A 16871-nucleotide genomic window follows, 5' to 3' on the forward strand; every position below is an offset into this window, starting at 1 on the left:
CCACAGTTGTGCCCTCCTTTGTATGTGTGCGGATTCTAAGTTGCTATCCCTGCTTCTATTGTAGCGTTTTTCTTAAACATTTGGCAAAAAAACGTCTTTATTATATTGATTTAGTCTATATCCGCCGCACCTTAGACTTATTAGAAAAAAGCCGCAGCGAATCTCTGATTCTTAATGGATTCGCTGCGGCTTTGCACAATTCCTGCTACTTTCTTAATTCCGCACCAAAAGTTTGCTGAAGTGCGGAAACAACCTTATCATGCACTTCCCCGACTTCCTCATCGGTCAGTGTATGTTCCGTATGGCGGTAGAGCAGCGAGATCGCTACGCTCTTCTTCCCGCTTTCCATTTTGCCGCCGGTGTACACGTCGAACACCTGCACATTCTGCAGGAGTGTTCCTCCGTTCTCACGGATGGAAGCCAGCAGATGGCCTGCCGGAACTTCCGAATCCACAACGACTGCAATATCCCGTTCCATTCCCGGGTAGCGCTGCAGTTCACTGTACTGCAGGTTAGCGCGTGCGGACTCATAGAGCGGCTGCAGCAGGATCTCAGCTACATAGGTATCCTCCAGGTCAAGCTTGCGCTGCAGTTCAGGATGAAGCTGGCCGATTGTTCCGATCATCACGCGCCCTTCATCTCCCAGCAGATACACCGAAGCGGAACGGCCCGGATGATAGTCTTGCGGGGCATCAGCCTCATAGACTACACGTCCGGTAAGTCCCAGATGCGCAAACACGGTTTCCAGCGCGCCCTTAAGATCGAAGAAATCGACAGGCTCTGCCGTCACATTCCACTGTTTGGCTGCGCGGCTTCCGCTCAGCAGCAGTCCCAGCACCGGCAGCTCACGCGGCTGGCGGGTGAGCTGCTCTTCATCGGTGAAGAAGACATTGCCGATTTCGAACAGCGCCAGATCGCTTTGCCGGCGGTTGATATTGTAGAGGGCAATATCAAGCAGCTGCGGAATGAGGCTGGTACGCAGCACGCTGCGTTCCTCGCTCATCGGCATGGCCAGCTTCACAGAAAGTTGGCCTTCTGCAAACGCAGGGAACCATTTGCTCTGCTCCGGCTGGATGAAGGAATAACCCATGACCTCCTGATATCCGCCAAGGGACAGCAGGCGGCGCAGCTCGCGGCGCAGGAACTGCTGTCTAGTGAGTGCTCCTGCAGTGGTAGTGCCCTCCATCAGGGTTGTCGGGATATTGTCATAGCCATACAAACGGGCAATCTCTTCAATGAGATCCACATCATAGCTGATGTCGCCGCGTCTGGTTGGCACCTGAACTTCAACGACTCCCTGGGAGGCATCGCCGCATTTGAAATGCAGACGGCTAAATAATGTCTTCACTTCCAGCAGAGACAGCTCCGTGCCGAGATAGTTGTTCAGCTTCTCCAGAGACAAGCTCAGAACCTTCTCCTGTGCAGAGTCTCCTCCTGCCTGAACAATGCCTTCATGCACTGAACCCCCGGCATAACGCGCAATCAGTGCTGCCGCCCGGTTCAATGCCGGAATTACAGCATTCGGATCCACTTCCTTCTCGAAGCGCAATGATGCTTCGGAGCGGAGGCCGAACTGGCGTGAAGCCTTGCGGACCGTTCCACCGTCGAATTTGGCCGATTCCAGCACCAGATTAACTGTTTCTCCAGTTACTTCCGTTGCCAGTCCGCCCATCACTCCGGCAAGCGCTACGGCTTTTGCCCCATCGGCGATCACAAGCATTTGCGGCTCCAGCTTGCGTTCTTGCCCGTCGAGCGTAGTCAGAATCTCTCCCTCCTGCGCAAAGCGGACGCCAAGCACGCCGCCTTCCACCTTGTCACTGTCAAAGGCATGCAGCGGCTGTCCGTATTCCAGCATGACGTAGTTGGTGATATCCACGATGTTATTGATCGGACGGACTCCTGCAGCCATCAGCCGGTTCTGAATCCAGAGCGGAGACGCAGCAGGCTTCACTCCGGTAATATAGCGAACTGCATAGTGGGAACAGTATTCGTCATTCTCGATTTTTACGGAAATAGAGTCGGGCGCCTTGCCCCCGGTCTCTATCAGATCCGCTGCCGGATCAGGGAGCTTCAGGTCCCGGCCAAGAATCGCGCTTACCTCATAGGCCGCGCCAATCATGCTTAGGCAATCGGACCGGTTCGGTGTCAGATCGAATTCAAGAATTTCATCATTCAGGCTCAGCACCTTCAGGATATCCTGGCCGATCTCAGTATTCTCAGGCAGAACAAGAATGCCTTCCTGCAGTTCTTTCGGCAGCAGCTTGTCATTGAGCCCAAGCTCCTTAGCTGAGCAAATCATGCCTTGCGACAATACGCCGCGCAGCTTGGCTTTTTTGATATCAAGACCTGGAAGCTTCGCGCCCACCAGGGCTACAGGCACCTTTTGCCCCGCTTCGACATTCTTTGCTCCGCATACGATCTGCAGATCCTCGCCCTGTCCTGCATCCACGATACATACGTTCAGCTTATCAGCGTCGGGATGTTTTTCTTTCGATTTCACATATCCGGTTACAATCCCGGAAAGCCCCTTGTTGCGGCGCTCGACACCGTCAATCTCGATGCCTGCAGTGGTGATTTTGTCCGCCAGCTCTTCAGCGGTTACTCCCTCTAACGATATATAATCAGCCAGCCATCCGGTTGATACTTTCATGTCCGCTCACTTCCTTTATTTCAGATGTATTTATCTAACAGCCGCTCACCCGTCAAAAATCTAAATGCCCTTGAACTGCTTCACGAAGCCCATATCATTGGTATAGAAATAACGGATGTCGTCGATGCCGTATTTCAACATGGCAATCCGCTCTGCACCTACGCCGAAGGCGAAGCCGCTATATTCCTCAGGGTCGTATCCGCCCATTCTGAGTACATTCGGATGCACCATGCCAGCGCCGAGGATTTCCAGCCAGCCGCTCTGTTTGCACAGCCGGCAGCCGTCTCCGCCGCATTTGAAGCAGTTGACGTCAACTTCAACGCTTGGCTCGGTGAATGGGAAGAAGCTCGGCCGAAGACGGATCCCCGCACTCGGGCCGAACATTTCTTTCATGAACTGCTGCAATGTACCCTTCAAGTCACTCATGCGGATTCCCCGTCCAATGACCAGACCTTCGATCTGCTGGAACTGGAAGGAGTGGGTGGCGTCATCATCATCGCGGCGGAACACTTTGCCCGGACAGATGATTTTGACCGGTGTTTCGCCCTGCATTGCCTGCATGGTGCGGATCTGCACCGGAGAGGTCTGCGTACGCATCAGGAGATCATCCGTCAAATAGAAGGAATCCTGCATATCGCGTGCCGGATGGTTCTTCGGCAGATTAAGCGCCTCGAAATTATAGTAATCCGTCTCTACTTCAGGGCCTTCTTCTACCCGGTAGCCCATGCCGATGAAGATATCTTCAATCTCCTGGACCACCCGGGTAAGCGGATGAATTCCGCCTTGCGGCAACCCGCGGCCCGGCAGCGTAACATCCACTTTCTCTGCCTGCAGGCGGGTCAGTGTTTCCTGCTGCTGGAATGCCTCCTGCTTGGAGCCGATAATATCCTCAATCGCGCTGCGCACCAGATTCGCCACCTGGCCGATTACCGGTCGCTCTTCCGCGCTAAGCCCTCCCATTCCCCGCAGAACCTCGGTTAACTCGCCTTTTTTGCCCAGATACTTCACGCGTAAGTCATTTAGAACCTGCGGATCGGTTACTTCCTGCAGCTTAGCCAATGCCTCAACCTTCAATGCTTCCAGCTTTTCTTTCATGGCGTGTACTGCCCCCTTAATCATCATATTGTCAACAAAAAAAGGCCTTTCCTCCCGGTAAGGGACGAAAAGACCGTGGTACCACCCTTGTTAGACTGCCGTACCACTTCCCTTAAGAGCTGTATTCCCTCTTTCGGTGCGGTAAAGACATGCCTCACTTTAACAGAAATAACGGTCTGCGGCCGGTTTCCCCTACTGTCTTTCTTCAAAAAGATCTTGAAGTAAATTCAGGGATCTGCTCCGGAGTGAACTTCGGCAGCTCTGCTCTCCTAGAAACGCTCTCAATCTGCGGCGTCTCCTCCCTGTAAGCCAGGCACTGCGTACTCTTCTCCATCACTGCATTTATAATGATGTTGCTAAGAAACTGCATCTTCTTACTCAGAAGATATGTCTATCTATTATATGCACAAAATGTCGTTTTGACAAGCCGACAAATTCAGAGGAATTAATCCTTAAACTCGCCGGGAACGAATACGTTAACCTTTAATATAGGGGACTGGAGCGGCAGCTATGATATTTTAGCGCTTAGCACAGAAAGGGAGTATCGTTTGTAGAAAACTTGGGTAATAGGACTCAAGATCAATATCCCCATCTCCTCCCCGGCTTACCGGATCGCTTGATGACCCGAAAGGTCGGCTGGCAGGGGATTTTGGGCATTTTCAGGCTCGGATCAACCCCATAAATTCCATGTTCCGGCCCGGATGCCCTAAGCAGGACGTCCTACATACTGATGAGAAGAATCCCTAATCGTACTGGAAACACTATGTTTCTATGACTATTTGAAAGAACACTCTCTTCGTTGTCCCTGCGGCCAATTACCCGCAGTGGGATTAGTTCCGCATAGGTATCATCTACTATCAAAGAGATTTCTCAAAGTTTTATGCGGGGAGAGGATGACAGTGGCTTTATACAAAATCAAAAATACACGCAGATTAATCCTTTTATTTGCCGCTATCTCCGTTATTCTGGCGGGCATCAGCACCGCTTCACTGCTGTATCTGAACCACACAATTAACCGGCTTTCAGATTCACTGTACAGCGATGTCTACCGAAATTCAGAGCTGATTCTGAATGCCGACCGGGATCTCCACCAGTCTGCCCTTGCATTGCACACGGTGATGAACCGGAATATTACCAGTGAACAGCGCAGGCTGATGTCTCAGGAGTTTCATGACAATAATGCCCAGATGAAGCAGCGGCTGGTCATGGCCAGCTACAACATCAACGCTATGAACCATCCGGAAAAGAGGATGGCACAGAGCGATCGGCTGCTCTCCCGGCTGAGAAACGAGCTGCTGAGCTTCGAAGACGCTTTTGAAAACTGGAAGAATACCGGGCAGGAACTGATCTCTCAGCGCATGGAAAGCAATTGGAATCCGGATACGTACTCAGCAACTCTGATCAACACCCGGCTGAGTGAGGTCCGCAGCAGTCTGGATCAATCCGAGCACCTGATCGACAACTATGGACAGCAGATTACCCAAGAGTTCCGTGAGAGAAAAAGCACCCTGTTCGCAGTCTACTCGCTGATCTTGTTCCTGCTTATGCTCGTTATTATCTATCTCTGCCGCAGAGTAGTTTCGCTGCAAAGTGAAATGCAGGAAGATCAATCCCTATACCAGCTGATCGGGGAGACCATGTCTGATTTCATTATTTTGACCGATTCAAACGGCATCATCCTGTACGCCTCACCTTCCCATTGCAGCGTGCTTGGCTACGTGCCGGACAAAGGTGTTCCTCTCTTCAACTATATCCGCGAAGCTGAAATCTCTTGGGTTAAGCTGAAGAGTGTGGTTCAGGGGACTCCGCGGATTTCGGAGCTGCGCATGCGTTCGGCAGAAGGCCACTGGGTGTGGCTGGAAACGAAAATCTCACTGATCACCGGCAGCCGTGCTTTTCCCGCGCAGTATATGCTTATCTCTCGTGAGATTACCCAGCGTAAGCAACATGAGGAACGGCTCCACAAGCTGGCCTTCTATGACCATTTAACAGCCATCCCCAATAGAGCCCATTTTAAAATGTACATGGAGAACCTGATTAATCAGCCGGAGGACCGCAGACAGGAAATAGCAGTTGCACTGCTCGATTGTGACAGGTTCAAGCAGCTTAACGATACCCTTGGCCACTTGGCCGGAGATGAATTCCTGCAGTTGCTCTCCCGTGAGCTGCAGCAGACGGTCAAAGGATTCGGTCAGGCTTTCCGCATCGGCGGCGATGAGTTCGCCGTGGTACTTCACCGCTTTACCAATCCAGAGATGCTGAACGAAATGCTGGACCGTTTGCTTCAGCTGTTCAACAAATCCTGGTCCGTCAACCAAGGCTCCAGCTTTCATACTTCCGCCAGCATCGGCGTAGCCCTTTATCCGCAGCATGGCGGCAGTATCAACGAGTTGCTCCACGCCGCCGACCTTGCGATGTACCGCTCCAAAAACAGCGGCGGCAACGAAGCCAATCTATACAATGAGCTTGTGGATGAAGAATATTCAGACAAGCATAAATAAAGAAACTGGCAGCAAAACAGGCTGTTCCCGAATCACTGCCCAAACGGCGGCGATGCTGGAACAGCCTTTATCAGCTGAGTGGCTATCCGTTTCTTCGATATCTTAACTTCAGCTGCTTATCTGTAGCGGATTATCTGCATCGCCGCTGCATGCACTGCTGCGGTCTTGCACCACTACCTTAAGCAGCGCCTCACTGCCGGAGCAGTCAATAAAGCGGTCTCCGCTACCCTTCTCTTCCCAGTCATTCAGCCGCAAAATATATCCAACCGACTCTGTTCCCGGCACCACTTCGATCCGCGCTACCGCACGTCCATCCTCCAGCTGCCGGAAATCGCACTGTCCATCCTGGATACCTGTACCCCAAACCCAAAGATTCCAGCCACGGTAATCGCCGTCGGGGCGGTCATAATGTACCTCAATGATCTTTGCCCGCGGTGCAGGCTCGCCGTAGACATCATACAATACCATCATCGACAGTCCTTCAAGCTCTACTGCGTGATCTGTGGCAATACGGAAGGCTTCTGTTCCGGCACGGGAATGATCTACCACAATGTTCCAGCAACCTCCTGTCTCAGGCAGCTGCTGAGTAACAGGCCCCCAGTTGGCGTTGAAAATAACAACGATGTTGTTCCAGACATCACCGCCTGCATTATCCTTCAGCTGATAAGCGACGACGCCGTCTTCACAGCGCAGGAACTCCAGTGAGCGCTCGATCTCCTGCCGTCCATGCAGACGGAAGGCCGGATGCTTGCGCCGCAGCTCAATAAGACCTTTATAATATTGAAAGACAGGCATAAATGTCTCTTTATTATCCCAGCGGATCGCATTGATCACATCAGGGGAACGATAGCTGTTGTGATCCCCATATTTGCTGCGCAGCATTTCATCTCCGGCATGCAGAAAAGGAATGCCCTGGGAGGTTAAAATGATCCCGTTCGCCAGCAAAGATCGGCGCACAGTTTCATTTCCAAGAACATCCTGCGGGTCGATTGCGAAGTACGGATTTGCTTTAGCAACCGCCCGTTTGACCTCTCCGCCGCCCCTCAATCTTCCGTTCTCCAGTTCAGGCAGGTTCGCCGCCTGGCGCTGGCCTTGGGAAGCAAGCACCTTATCCCACAGATTCAAGTTATCATGAGCGGTTACATAATTCACCGTTTCGACAGGCGAGTCGGTAAATTCATGAATCGCTCCTTTTATTCCCGATGCCACTGCGCCTTCTTTGCCGTATTCTCCGGTTGCGAAGCCTTTGCCCCAACCATCGCTGTCGCCTTTTATTGCCGCGCGGAAGTTGTCATTGAACACGGCATAACCTTTGCCGCGCTGTACACCCTTCAGGGTTTTGTCTGCCAGTGGAGAGTCCCCTCCTGTCCACGGCTCCCCGTAGATCAGCAGATTCGGATTAATGGCAAGGCGCAGCTCCTCTGTAATTTCACGCATGGTTACGCTGTCCATTAGGCCCATCAGATCAAACCGGAACCCGTCGATATGATACTCCGAAGCCCAGTATAACAAGGAGTCCTTAATATATTTGCGCACCATAGGCCGTTCCGTGGCAATTTCGTTGCCGACGCCCGAACCGTTAGTCAGTCTACCCAAATAATCATGACGGTAGTAATATTCCGGCACCAGCGGCTCGAATGGCCCCTTCTCAACAGAATACGTATGGTTGTACACCACATCCATAATGACCGAAATGCCTCGGCTGTGCAGTGCCTTCACCATTTCTTTGAATTCACGGATCCTGGTCCCGGGTTCACCTGGGTTCGTACTGTAGGACCCTTCGGGTACATTATAATGCTGTGGATCATACCCCCAGTTATATTCGGAGTAATATCCCGCTTCGGTATCCGGACCACTTGCATTCAGTTCGTTTACCGTCTGGAAATCGAATACCGGCATTAGATGCACGTGAGTAATCCCCAGTTCAGCCAAATGATCAATCCCCAGTGCATTTCCTGCGGAATCACGTAATCCGGTTTCCGTAAATGCTTTGAACTTGCCCTTGTGCAACATGCCAGAGCTCTCATGGGCGGAGAAATCACGAACATGCAGCTCATAAATTACCGCATCTGCGGGATGTGGCAACTGTGGGGAACGGTCCTCTGCCCAGGAGGGCGGATCGGTCTCACGCAGATCCACAATCGCCGACCTCAGCCCGTTCGCCGAAACAGCGGTTGCATAGGGATCGGCGGCCTCCCTTATACTGCCATCGGCAAATACGGTGCGGTACATATAATATTTGCCTTTCAGATCTCCGGTAAGCTGCGCCTGCCAAACACCGCCGTCCTGGCGCTGCATGGGGATAATCACTCCACTGTCTTTGGAATAAACGGCTGATACAGATGCGCCGATCCCGCCGGTCTCATACAATACAACCGATACCGTAAAGGCCGTTGGAGCCCATACTTTAAACTGGCTGCTGCCTACAGTGTAGGTTAGTCCAAGGTCTTTGCCTTCATAAGTCTCTATTATTGTCTCTGTATTTATATAATTGCTGTTCATGTATTCCACCATCCCCCTGTTCTCCGCCATATTGCCGGATAACGGTTTACTTCACTTAAATCCAACTATTTCCACTACGGAAGAAATTAATACTTGCACAGATCTGCAAGCAAAGTCTATAGAGTACTGTCTTTCTTTTGAATCATAATATAATATGTAACACTATGTTCACAGGTTTGGGTTCCACCTGTTTTATGTGCCCACATTCTATTATCGGCTGCTGCGCCCATGCATTTGAGCTTGTCCTTATAAAAGAAAGCACGAACAACAGGTGATGTACTGCTGCCGACAACAAAAAAACGGCCTCCTATAGAGGAGGCCAGCAGTAGTTGGAAGAGTGAATTGCCTAAACGGATAATGCAAGATAGCTTTGCGAATTACTTCACGCTGCTCTGCACAAGTGCAGCAACTTCCTCGGCGGTGCCAAGCTGAAGTGCTTTGGCAGCCATTTCCTTCATGTCTGCAGCGGACAGCTTGGAAATCTGGCTGCGTGCAGGCAGGATGGAGGTTGCGCTCATGCTGAACTCATCAAGGCCCAGACCGAGCAGCAACGGAATCGCTGTGCTGTCGCCAGCCATTTCGCCGCACATGCCGGTCCATTTGCCTTCAGCATGGGCTGCATCGATAACGATTTTGACCAGACGCAGGATCGCCGGATTGTAAGGCTGGTACAGGTAGGATACCCGTTCATTCATACGGTCGGCAGCCATCGTATATTGAATAAGATCGTTGGTACCAATACTGAAGAAATCGACTTCTTTGGCGAACTGGTCCGCCAGAACCGCCGTTGATGGAATTTCTACCATGATGCCCAACTGAATGTTGTCCGACACTTCCTTGCCTTCTTCGCGCAGCTTAGCCTTTTCTTCCAGCAGCAGATCGCGGGCTGCACGGAATTCGCCGAGCGTAGCGATCATCGGGAACATTATGCGCAGGTCACCGTGGGCACTTGCTCTAAGCAACGCGCGCAGCTGGGTGCGGAAAATATCTTGACGGTCCAGACACAGGCGGATCGCACGGAACCCAAGGAACGGGTTCATTTCCTTCGGCAGCTCCAGGTAAGGCAGCTCCTTGTCGCCGCCGATATCCAGTGTGCGCACAACAACCGGCTTGCCGTTCATATTCTCAAGCACGGCGCGGTACGCATTGTACTGAATTTCTTCGGAAGGCAGCTTGTCGCGGCCCATGTATAGGAACTCGGTGCGGTACAGACCTACACCTTCGCCGCCGTTCTCGATCACACCGTTCACATCATTAGGTGTGCCGATGTTGGCAGCCAGTTCTACATGTTTGCCGTCAGCCGATACGGTCGGCTCATCGCGGAGTTTTTTCCACTCGGCGATTTGCAGATCATAGGCTTCCTGCTTAGCTTTATATTCGGCGACTTCAGCATCGCTCGGGTTGATTAGAACATCTCCGCTCAAACCGTCGACTATCACCAGATCTCCCGCCTTGACTTCAGACAGTACATTCTTGGTGCCGACCACCGCCGGAATTTCCAGGGACCGGGCCATGATGGCCGAGTGCGAGGTGCGTCCGCCGATATTCGTCGTGAAGCCCTTCACGTATTTACGATTAAGCTGCGCCGTGTCGGATGGAGTCAAATCCAGGGCAATGACGATAACCTCTTCATTGATTTCCGCAGGACTTACATAGTGAATACCCAGCAGGTGGTTCAGGATGCGTTTGGTTACATCGCGCATATCAGCAGCACGTTCCTGCAGGTAAGCACTTTTCATATTTTCGAACATTTCGATAAACTGAGTGGCGACTTCATTTAGGGCATAGTCCGCATTAACTGATTCCTCGCGGATTTTATCCATTACGGGACTGATGAGTTCGGGGTCTTCAAGAATCAGCAGATGGGATTCGAAAATCTCCGCCTTCTTCTCGCCCAATTCAGCGAGCGTGCGCTCCTTAATGCCCTGCAGCTCGCCCTTGGATTTCTCCAGGGCGCTCTCCAGTTTGGCAATCTCGGCTTCCACATCGCTTACAGCAGTCTTCGTGATTGTATAATCCGGATGTTCCAGGATAAATGCACGGGCTACGGCAATACCTGCTGAAGCCGCGATTCCTGAAATTTTATTCATGGAGCTCTCCCAGCCCTTCTTTAATCATCACATCTTGCAGTGCGCTCAGTGCTTCCGCTTCTTCACTGCCTTCAGTAATCAGACTCAAAGTATCGCCGGCTTCAAGACCCAATGACAATACGCCGAGAATGGATTTAAGTGTTACTTTTTTACCTTTGGCTTCCGCGAATGCTTCTGTGCCTTTAAACTTTGTTGCTGTATTTACCAGCGCTGTTGCTGGGCGTGCGTGAATTCCGTCTTCGTCAATAATTCTGAATGTTTTTTGCATGATAATATCCAACTCGCTTTCTGTTAATTTGAATGTTTGTCTTATGTGAAGGCCGCGCTCCCTTCATTATAAGGGAAGCGCTATGCCAATGCACATGTTACTTAATGCTGATGATGTCTTTATCGCCTACAGCCACCTTACCCGGCTTCTTCAAGGTAACCGTAGACCCTTCAGGCAGATTAGAGAAGATGACCGGTGAAATAACGGAAGGCGCATGGGCTTTCACGTATTCCAGATCCACTTCCATAATCGGCTGTCCTGCAGCTACCAGGTCGCCTTCTTCTACAAGAATCGTGAAGCCTTGGCCTTTAAGCTTTACAGTATTAACACCAATATGCACGAGCACTTCCTTGCCGCCGTCGGACATAATCCCGATGGCATGCTTGCTCGGGAATACATTGAACACTTTACCGTATACCGGTGAAGCAATCTTGCCGTCATCTGACAGGAAGGCGAATCCGTCACCCGTCATCTTCTGGGAGAAGACAGCATCTGGAACCTGCGTAATATCAAGCAGCTCGCCATTTACCGGGGACACGATGTCCTCAGGAATAATTGCTGCGCCTTCTTCACCGGCCTGCTTCTCAAGCTCAGGCTGCGGTGCGGCAGCAGCTGAAGCAGCTGGAATTCTGCCGTTCATGACATCCTGTATCTGTGACTTGATTGTATCTGAACGTGTACCAAAGATCGCCTGAACGTTATTACCAACCTCAAGCACACCGGAAGCACCCAGCTTCTTCAGCCGGTTCTTATCTACGCCTGCCTTATCCTTAACCTCGACGCGGAGGCGGGTGATGCAGGCGTCCAGATGGGTGATGTTTTCTTTGCCGCCCAGTGCGGACAAAATGTTGCGCGGCAGATCATCACCGCTTGTAGATACATTCCCCGTGCTGACGTCTTCCGAATCATCGGATGCATCTTCACGGCCCGGAGTTTTCAGATTGAACTTCCGGATGACATAGCGGAATCCAAAGTAGTAAATCACGGCAATAACCAGACCTACCGGGATAACCAGCCACCACGCAGTACGGTTCGGGATAATACCGAACAGCACATAGTCGATAAAGCCGCCGGAGAAGGTCATTCCGATCTTAACATGAAGGATTTGCATAGTCATAAAGGAAAGACCTGCAAAGACAGCATGCACTGCGAACAGAAGCGGAGCTACGAACAGGAATGAGAATTCCAGCGGCTCTGTAATCCCTGTCAGGAAAGAAGTAAGGGCTGCAGAAACCATCAAGCTGCCGACAATCTTCTTGTTCTCAGGTTTGGCTTCATGGTAGATCGCCAGCGCCGCTGCCGGCAGACCGAACATCATGAACGGATATTTACCTGTTGTAAATGTACCCGCTGTGAAATCCACCCCGTCGCGCAGCTGCTGCATGAAGATCCGCTGATCCCCGCGTACCAGTTCACCGGCTTTATCGACATAACTTCCGAATTCATACCAGAACGGTGAATAGAAAATGTGATGCAAGCCGAAAGGAATCAGTGAACGCTCAATGACACCGAAGATAAAGGCCGACAGCGTCAAGTTCGTGTTGATCATGCTTTGCGACACATAGTTCAGGCCGTGCTGGATCGGCGGCCATACAGCCGTCAATACAAGTCCAAGAATCAGGGAGGTTACTGCCGTCATAATCGGCACAAACCGTTTACCCGCAAAGAAACCGAGATACGACGGCAATTCTATGCGGAAGAACCGCTTGTACATCGACGCGGCCAGTATCCCGACCAGAATACCGCCGAAAACCCCTGTCTGCAGCGTCGGTATCCCCAGGACACTGGAATAGGAGAAATCCTTCCAGGTCAATACATAAGCGTTAATGCCCAGTACCGTTCCCATGGTTACATTCATGACAAGGAATCCGATGATTGCCGCAAGACCGGCAACCCCTTCACCACCGGCAAGACCGATGGCTACCCCGACCGCAAACAAGAGCGACAGGTTATCAAAAACAATCTGTCCCGAGTTCATCAAAACGTTGGCAACGGCCTGAACCCCGCTGTTTTCCAGTGCCGGTACGTATTGAAGGAAATCAGGGTTAACCAGCATGTTGCCGATCCCGAGCAGCAAGCCCGCCGCAGGCAGGATGGCTACAGGAAGCATAAGCGCTTTACCGACTCTTTGCAAAACGCCAAACAACTTTTTGAACATTTAGGCCACTTCCTTAATAGTAAATTTCACAAACAGGAAACCAAAAAAGACATGAGCAACACAGCATTTAGGTTTGTCTTCTAACACTAAGGTTAGATTGCCCCAGCTTGGGGCCTGACAACCAAAATACTGTAAATCACTCATGCCTGATCGTATCAGTTACACGTAGGTATTCTGTTTTATTGGAACAGGGAACATTGTAGCACCGATTTTTTGAAGTTGCAAGCATGTTTTTGTAAGGGGTTCATTTCAACCCTCATGCTGCTCCATATCCTCTTCATCCTCTTTCTTCTGGGCCAGACGCTGCAGATGAATAGTCAGATAGCTCACTTCAGCCGGATATACCGGAATACGCACCCGCTGCTCAATGACCTTAGTCAGCTTCCAGGCCAGCATGTACATTTCAGGATATTCGCGCTTCATTAACCCGTCCAGAGAAGAAGTCTCCCGCACACTCTCACCACGGCGCAGTCTTTCCAGAACAAAACGCAGGTGAGTGACCAGCCGGGAATAATCCAGGGAATCCCGCGGAACATGATAACTCAGATTATCCTCCACCAGCCCCACGAGGTCACCGATCAGCACGGAATGCTGCTTCACCTCGGAGATATGACGGTTGCTCAATGCGCTTACAATATGCAAAGCGACAAAACCGATCTCATCAAAAGGCAACGTTACCCCCATCGCCTGATTGATCCGCCCGACTGCATATTCGGCCAGACTGTATTCCTCAGGGTAAATTTCCCTGGTTTCGTACAGAAACGGATTATGTATGGCGATATCTTGTTCATGACGGCGGATGGCAAATGAAATATGGTCAGTGAGTGCAATATGAATATGTTCATTCAGCGGTTGGCGGCTGCTCTGCATGATATGCAATACAATCTCCTGAACTACCTCGATCAGCTTCTCGTCCACCTGCGGAACGAGCTGCTTGTATTGCTCCTGTTCCTCCTGGCTGCGGAGAATAAACATCTTCTCCACAGAAGACAGACTGATCCGGTCACGTATTTTCCGGTTAAAGCCTATGCCCTTGCCGATCACCACAACCTCGGCGTATTGGGGATGCTCGGCAATAATCACATTGTTATTGAGTACCTTAGCCACTGTTATGCTGCTCACTGCTTACACCTCTTTGAATTCTGAATACCTTTGCCGCTGCGGCAGCTGCATAACTTGACAGCATGTGTAGATTATACTTGGCTACCGCCATAACATCAAGATTTCGAATGTGGAAGAGGCTGGATCATTTTACCCGGAAGGTTCTGCCCGAGTATTTATAGACCAGGAATAGGGCAATGGTCATGTAGGCTACCGTGGTCAACAGTACCATTCCTGCAAAATAAGCCGGAGTGCTCTCCAAGCGGAGGCACACAATGGTTGCAGCCAAGACAATGCTGTTGACAATGGTGAAGAACGGGTTCTTCAAATTCAGCTCTGTGCTGTAAGGCTGGAAAATATAATACATGAACAAGTGATGCACGGAGAAGAACAGGGATAGGCCGAGGATAGCCCCGCAGAAACCAGCTGCATCCGCAATCCCCCAGTTTTCATCCGAAAGTAGAATGAGCAGATTCACAGCTATACAAATAGCTCCGGCCGGAATCAAATTCAGAGCGGTTATTCTCAGCAGCCGAATCCGGAAATTGCTCAGCACCGCCGTCCGTTCCCGATAGAATCCATACCGCAGCAGACTAAGGTCGCAGTTGTAAAACATCGCTTTGCAGACCTTCTCACCGATCGAGGTAAAATTCATAATAAATACAAAATAAGAAAGGCTGCCGATTAAAAAATGTGACATCTTGGTAAACATTGCCGGTGAGACCATCATCGACAGCAATCCGGCTGCGAACAATACGCCAATGATGAGCATACGCCGCTGAATCGGCTGTATTAAAAAACGTTTATGCCGGGAGAAAAAGATCGCATTCAGGTAAGCATAGCCGCTTTTCCCCTGAAATTGGCCGGGACTCAGCTGTTCCGCTGAAAAGTCCTTTTCTTTCGTCTCGACATCCTTCACTCTCGACTCCTTCATCATACGCCCCATATCCAGCAGCGGATCGTCTATTTTGCTCACGGCATCAACCGCGCTGCGGTAACGGGGATAACGTGCAATATAAACGGCGGCAACCACTCCTATAGCCGCAATGGCTAAACCCGCCGGCAGGTTGAACAACGCAGCGCTGTCCACGAAGGACACTTTTGCATACAGCAGAGCATAGGCAAGCGGAAATCCTATGCCTATGACGGTCCACACCCACCCTGTTTTTTTGACAAGCACAATGTCTGTACGGTCGAAAAGCCATAAATGCAGCGCCTCACTGCCCAAGCGCCAGGCAGTTAACAGCAGGGCAAGCAGCACTCCCTGCCAGACCGGAGCCTGCAGCAATGAAGCGAAGAGGCACATGGCCGGTATATAGTAAACAAAGAAACTGAAGGTCCGAAGCGACAGAGTAGCGTGCATGTACTGATCAGCAGGCAGCCGCATCAGCTTCACACAAATATATTTGTCCCGCTTCGGTTCCAGGATGACCGCATTTGAAACTGCCGCTACGACGCAACTGATTATGACCAGCACTTGCAGATAGAGCTGATACTGTTCAGCAGTCGTCAGTTCCTTGCCGATTGTGATCACCGGCCAATAGACTACAATTCCCAAGTAAGCGAATTTGGTCAGAAAGCCCCATATTATCTTCAGAATAAGCACGATTACAGTCAGCGTCTTTTTGAGTCCTGTCCGGGAATACAAGTCATTCTTAGCCATCTTCCCAATTACCGGCAACCGCTGGAGATAATAGATCAGCCGGTTCGCCCCGGATGCGCCCCGGATATCCAGTATGGTGTTCAGCGTCTTAATCATTGCTGCCCTCATCCTTTAGCAAGGTTATGATTCTCTCCTCGAATTCCGGACTGTGCAGGGTGTCGGCAGGAATCTCCTGGAGTGTCCCGTTATTCAGGATAACGAGCTCGTCGCACAAGTCGGCTGCAAGCTGCAAAATATGGGTGGAGAAAATAATGATATGATCCTGCTTCATCTCCCGCAGCAGCTTCTTGATCTCCAGTGCCACCACAACGTCAAAAGAAGTCAATGGTTCGTCCAGCAATATCAAGGGCGGACGTGTAATGATAAAGCAGAGCATTTGGATCTTGTTCTTCATGCCATGAGAATACCCTTTGATCAGCCGGTGGCGGTCCTCCTGCTCAATCCGGATAATGTCGAAGTAGTCTTCGATGTTTTTGCCAGGTTCAATCTTGTCGCGGTTGATATCCATATAGAATTTCACAAACTCATAGCCTGTAAGAAATTCCGGCAGGATGGGCAAAGAAAATACATACCCGATATCCGCCTCGCGGAGCGGACTGCTCACGTCGTTTTCCCGTAAAAAAGCCCCGCCGCTGTCCATTCCGATCTCCCCGCTCAAGCAGTTGAACAGCGAGGTTTTACCGGCACCGTTGCGGCCCAGCAGACCGTAAATCTTGCCTTTTTCAAAAGTGTAGTCAATGCCTTTGAGTACTTGTTTATCTCCGAAGCTCTTACGGATGTTATCCAAGAGCAGCTCCATGCGAAGTTCCCCTCTCTCCATAAAATTCAAGGTATGACAGGCAA

10 protein-coding genes are annotated in these 16871 nt (G+C 50.9%); 1 reads left to right on the forward strand and 9 read right to left on the reverse strand.

Features of this window, described 5'->3' with window-relative positions; all coding sequences use genetic code 11:
* Positions 1-205: 205 nt before the first annotated feature.
* Both pheT and pheS read right to left on the reverse strand, forming a co-directional pair.
* Positions 206-2650: a phenylalanine--tRNA ligase subunit beta gene (gene pheT / locus AC3WT9_RS15950; protein ID WP_341377801.1), complete on the reverse strand. Its 2445-nt coding sequence runs from the start codon at positions 2648-2650 to the stop codon at positions 206-208.
* Positions 2651-2710: 60 nt separating this feature from the next.
* Entirely contained in the window at positions 2711-3745 is a 1035-nt protein-coding gene (gene pheS, locus AC3WT9_RS15955; protein WP_341091174.1) for a phenylalanine--tRNA ligase subunit alpha, read from the reverse strand.
* 899 nt (positions 3746-4644) lie between these two features.
* Here pheS and AC3WT9_RS15960 point away from each other — a divergent pair.
* Positions 4645-6246, forward strand: a complete 1602-nt coding sequence (locus AC3WT9_RS15960; RefSeq protein WP_341377800.1) for a diguanylate cyclase domain-containing protein — start codon at positions 4645-4647, stop codon at positions 6244-6246.
* A 108-nt stretch (positions 6247-6354) separates the two neighbouring features.
* Here AC3WT9_RS15960 and pulA read toward each other — a convergent pair whose 3' ends face one another.
* The 7 genes from pulA to AC3WT9_RS15995 all read right to left on the reverse strand — a co-directional run bounded on the left by pulA (position 6355) and on the right by AC3WT9_RS15995 (position 16827).
* Entirely contained in the window at positions 6355-8748 is a 2394-nt protein-coding gene (gene pulA / locus AC3WT9_RS15965; protein WP_342481403.1) for a type I pullulanase, read from the reverse strand.
* Between the two features lie 377 nt (positions 8749-9125).
* Positions 9126-10838, reverse strand: a complete 1713-nt coding sequence (ptsP, locus tag AC3WT9_RS15970) for a phosphoenolpyruvate--protein phosphotransferase (RefSeq protein WP_341377798.1) — start codon at positions 10836-10838, stop codon at positions 9126-9128.
* Entirely contained in the window at positions 10831-11106 is a 276-nt protein-coding gene (locus tag AC3WT9_RS15975; protein ID WP_038599075.1) for an HPr family phosphocarrier protein, read from the reverse strand. Before AC3WT9_RS15975 ends, ptsP begins: the two co-directional genes overlap by 8 nt.
* 97 nt (positions 11107-11203) lie before the next feature.
* The gene (gene ptsG / locus AC3WT9_RS15980) at positions 11204-13264 is read right to left on the reverse strand and encodes a glucose-specific PTS transporter subunit IIBC (protein WP_341091169.1); all 2061 of its coding nucleotides are present in this window, start codon (positions 13262-13264) and stop codon (positions 11204-11206) included.
* A gap of 249 nt (positions 13265-13513) precedes the next feature.
* Positions 13514-14386, reverse strand: a complete 873-nt coding sequence (glcT, locus tag AC3WT9_RS15985; protein ID WP_340893829.1) for a glucose PTS transporter transcription antiterminator GlcT — start codon at positions 14384-14386, stop codon at positions 13514-13516.
* A 124-nt stretch (positions 14387-14510) separates the two neighbouring features.
* Positions 14511-16124 carry a hypothetical protein gene (locus AC3WT9_RS15990; protein WP_341377796.1) on the reverse strand — a complete coding sequence of 538 codons (1614 nt, stop codon included), beginning with the start codon at positions 16122-16124 and terminating at the stop codon, positions 14511-14513.
* A complete protein-coding gene (locus tag AC3WT9_RS15995) occupies positions 16117-16827 on the reverse strand; it encodes an ABC transporter ATP-binding protein (protein WP_341091167.1) in 711 nt (236 codons plus the stop codon). The genes AC3WT9_RS15990 and AC3WT9_RS15995 overlap by 8 nt, the downstream gene beginning before the upstream one ends.
* Positions 16828-16871: the final 44 nt, after the last annotated feature.

This window comes from Paenibacillus sp. EB106-06-01-XG199 (assembly GCF_058791575.1).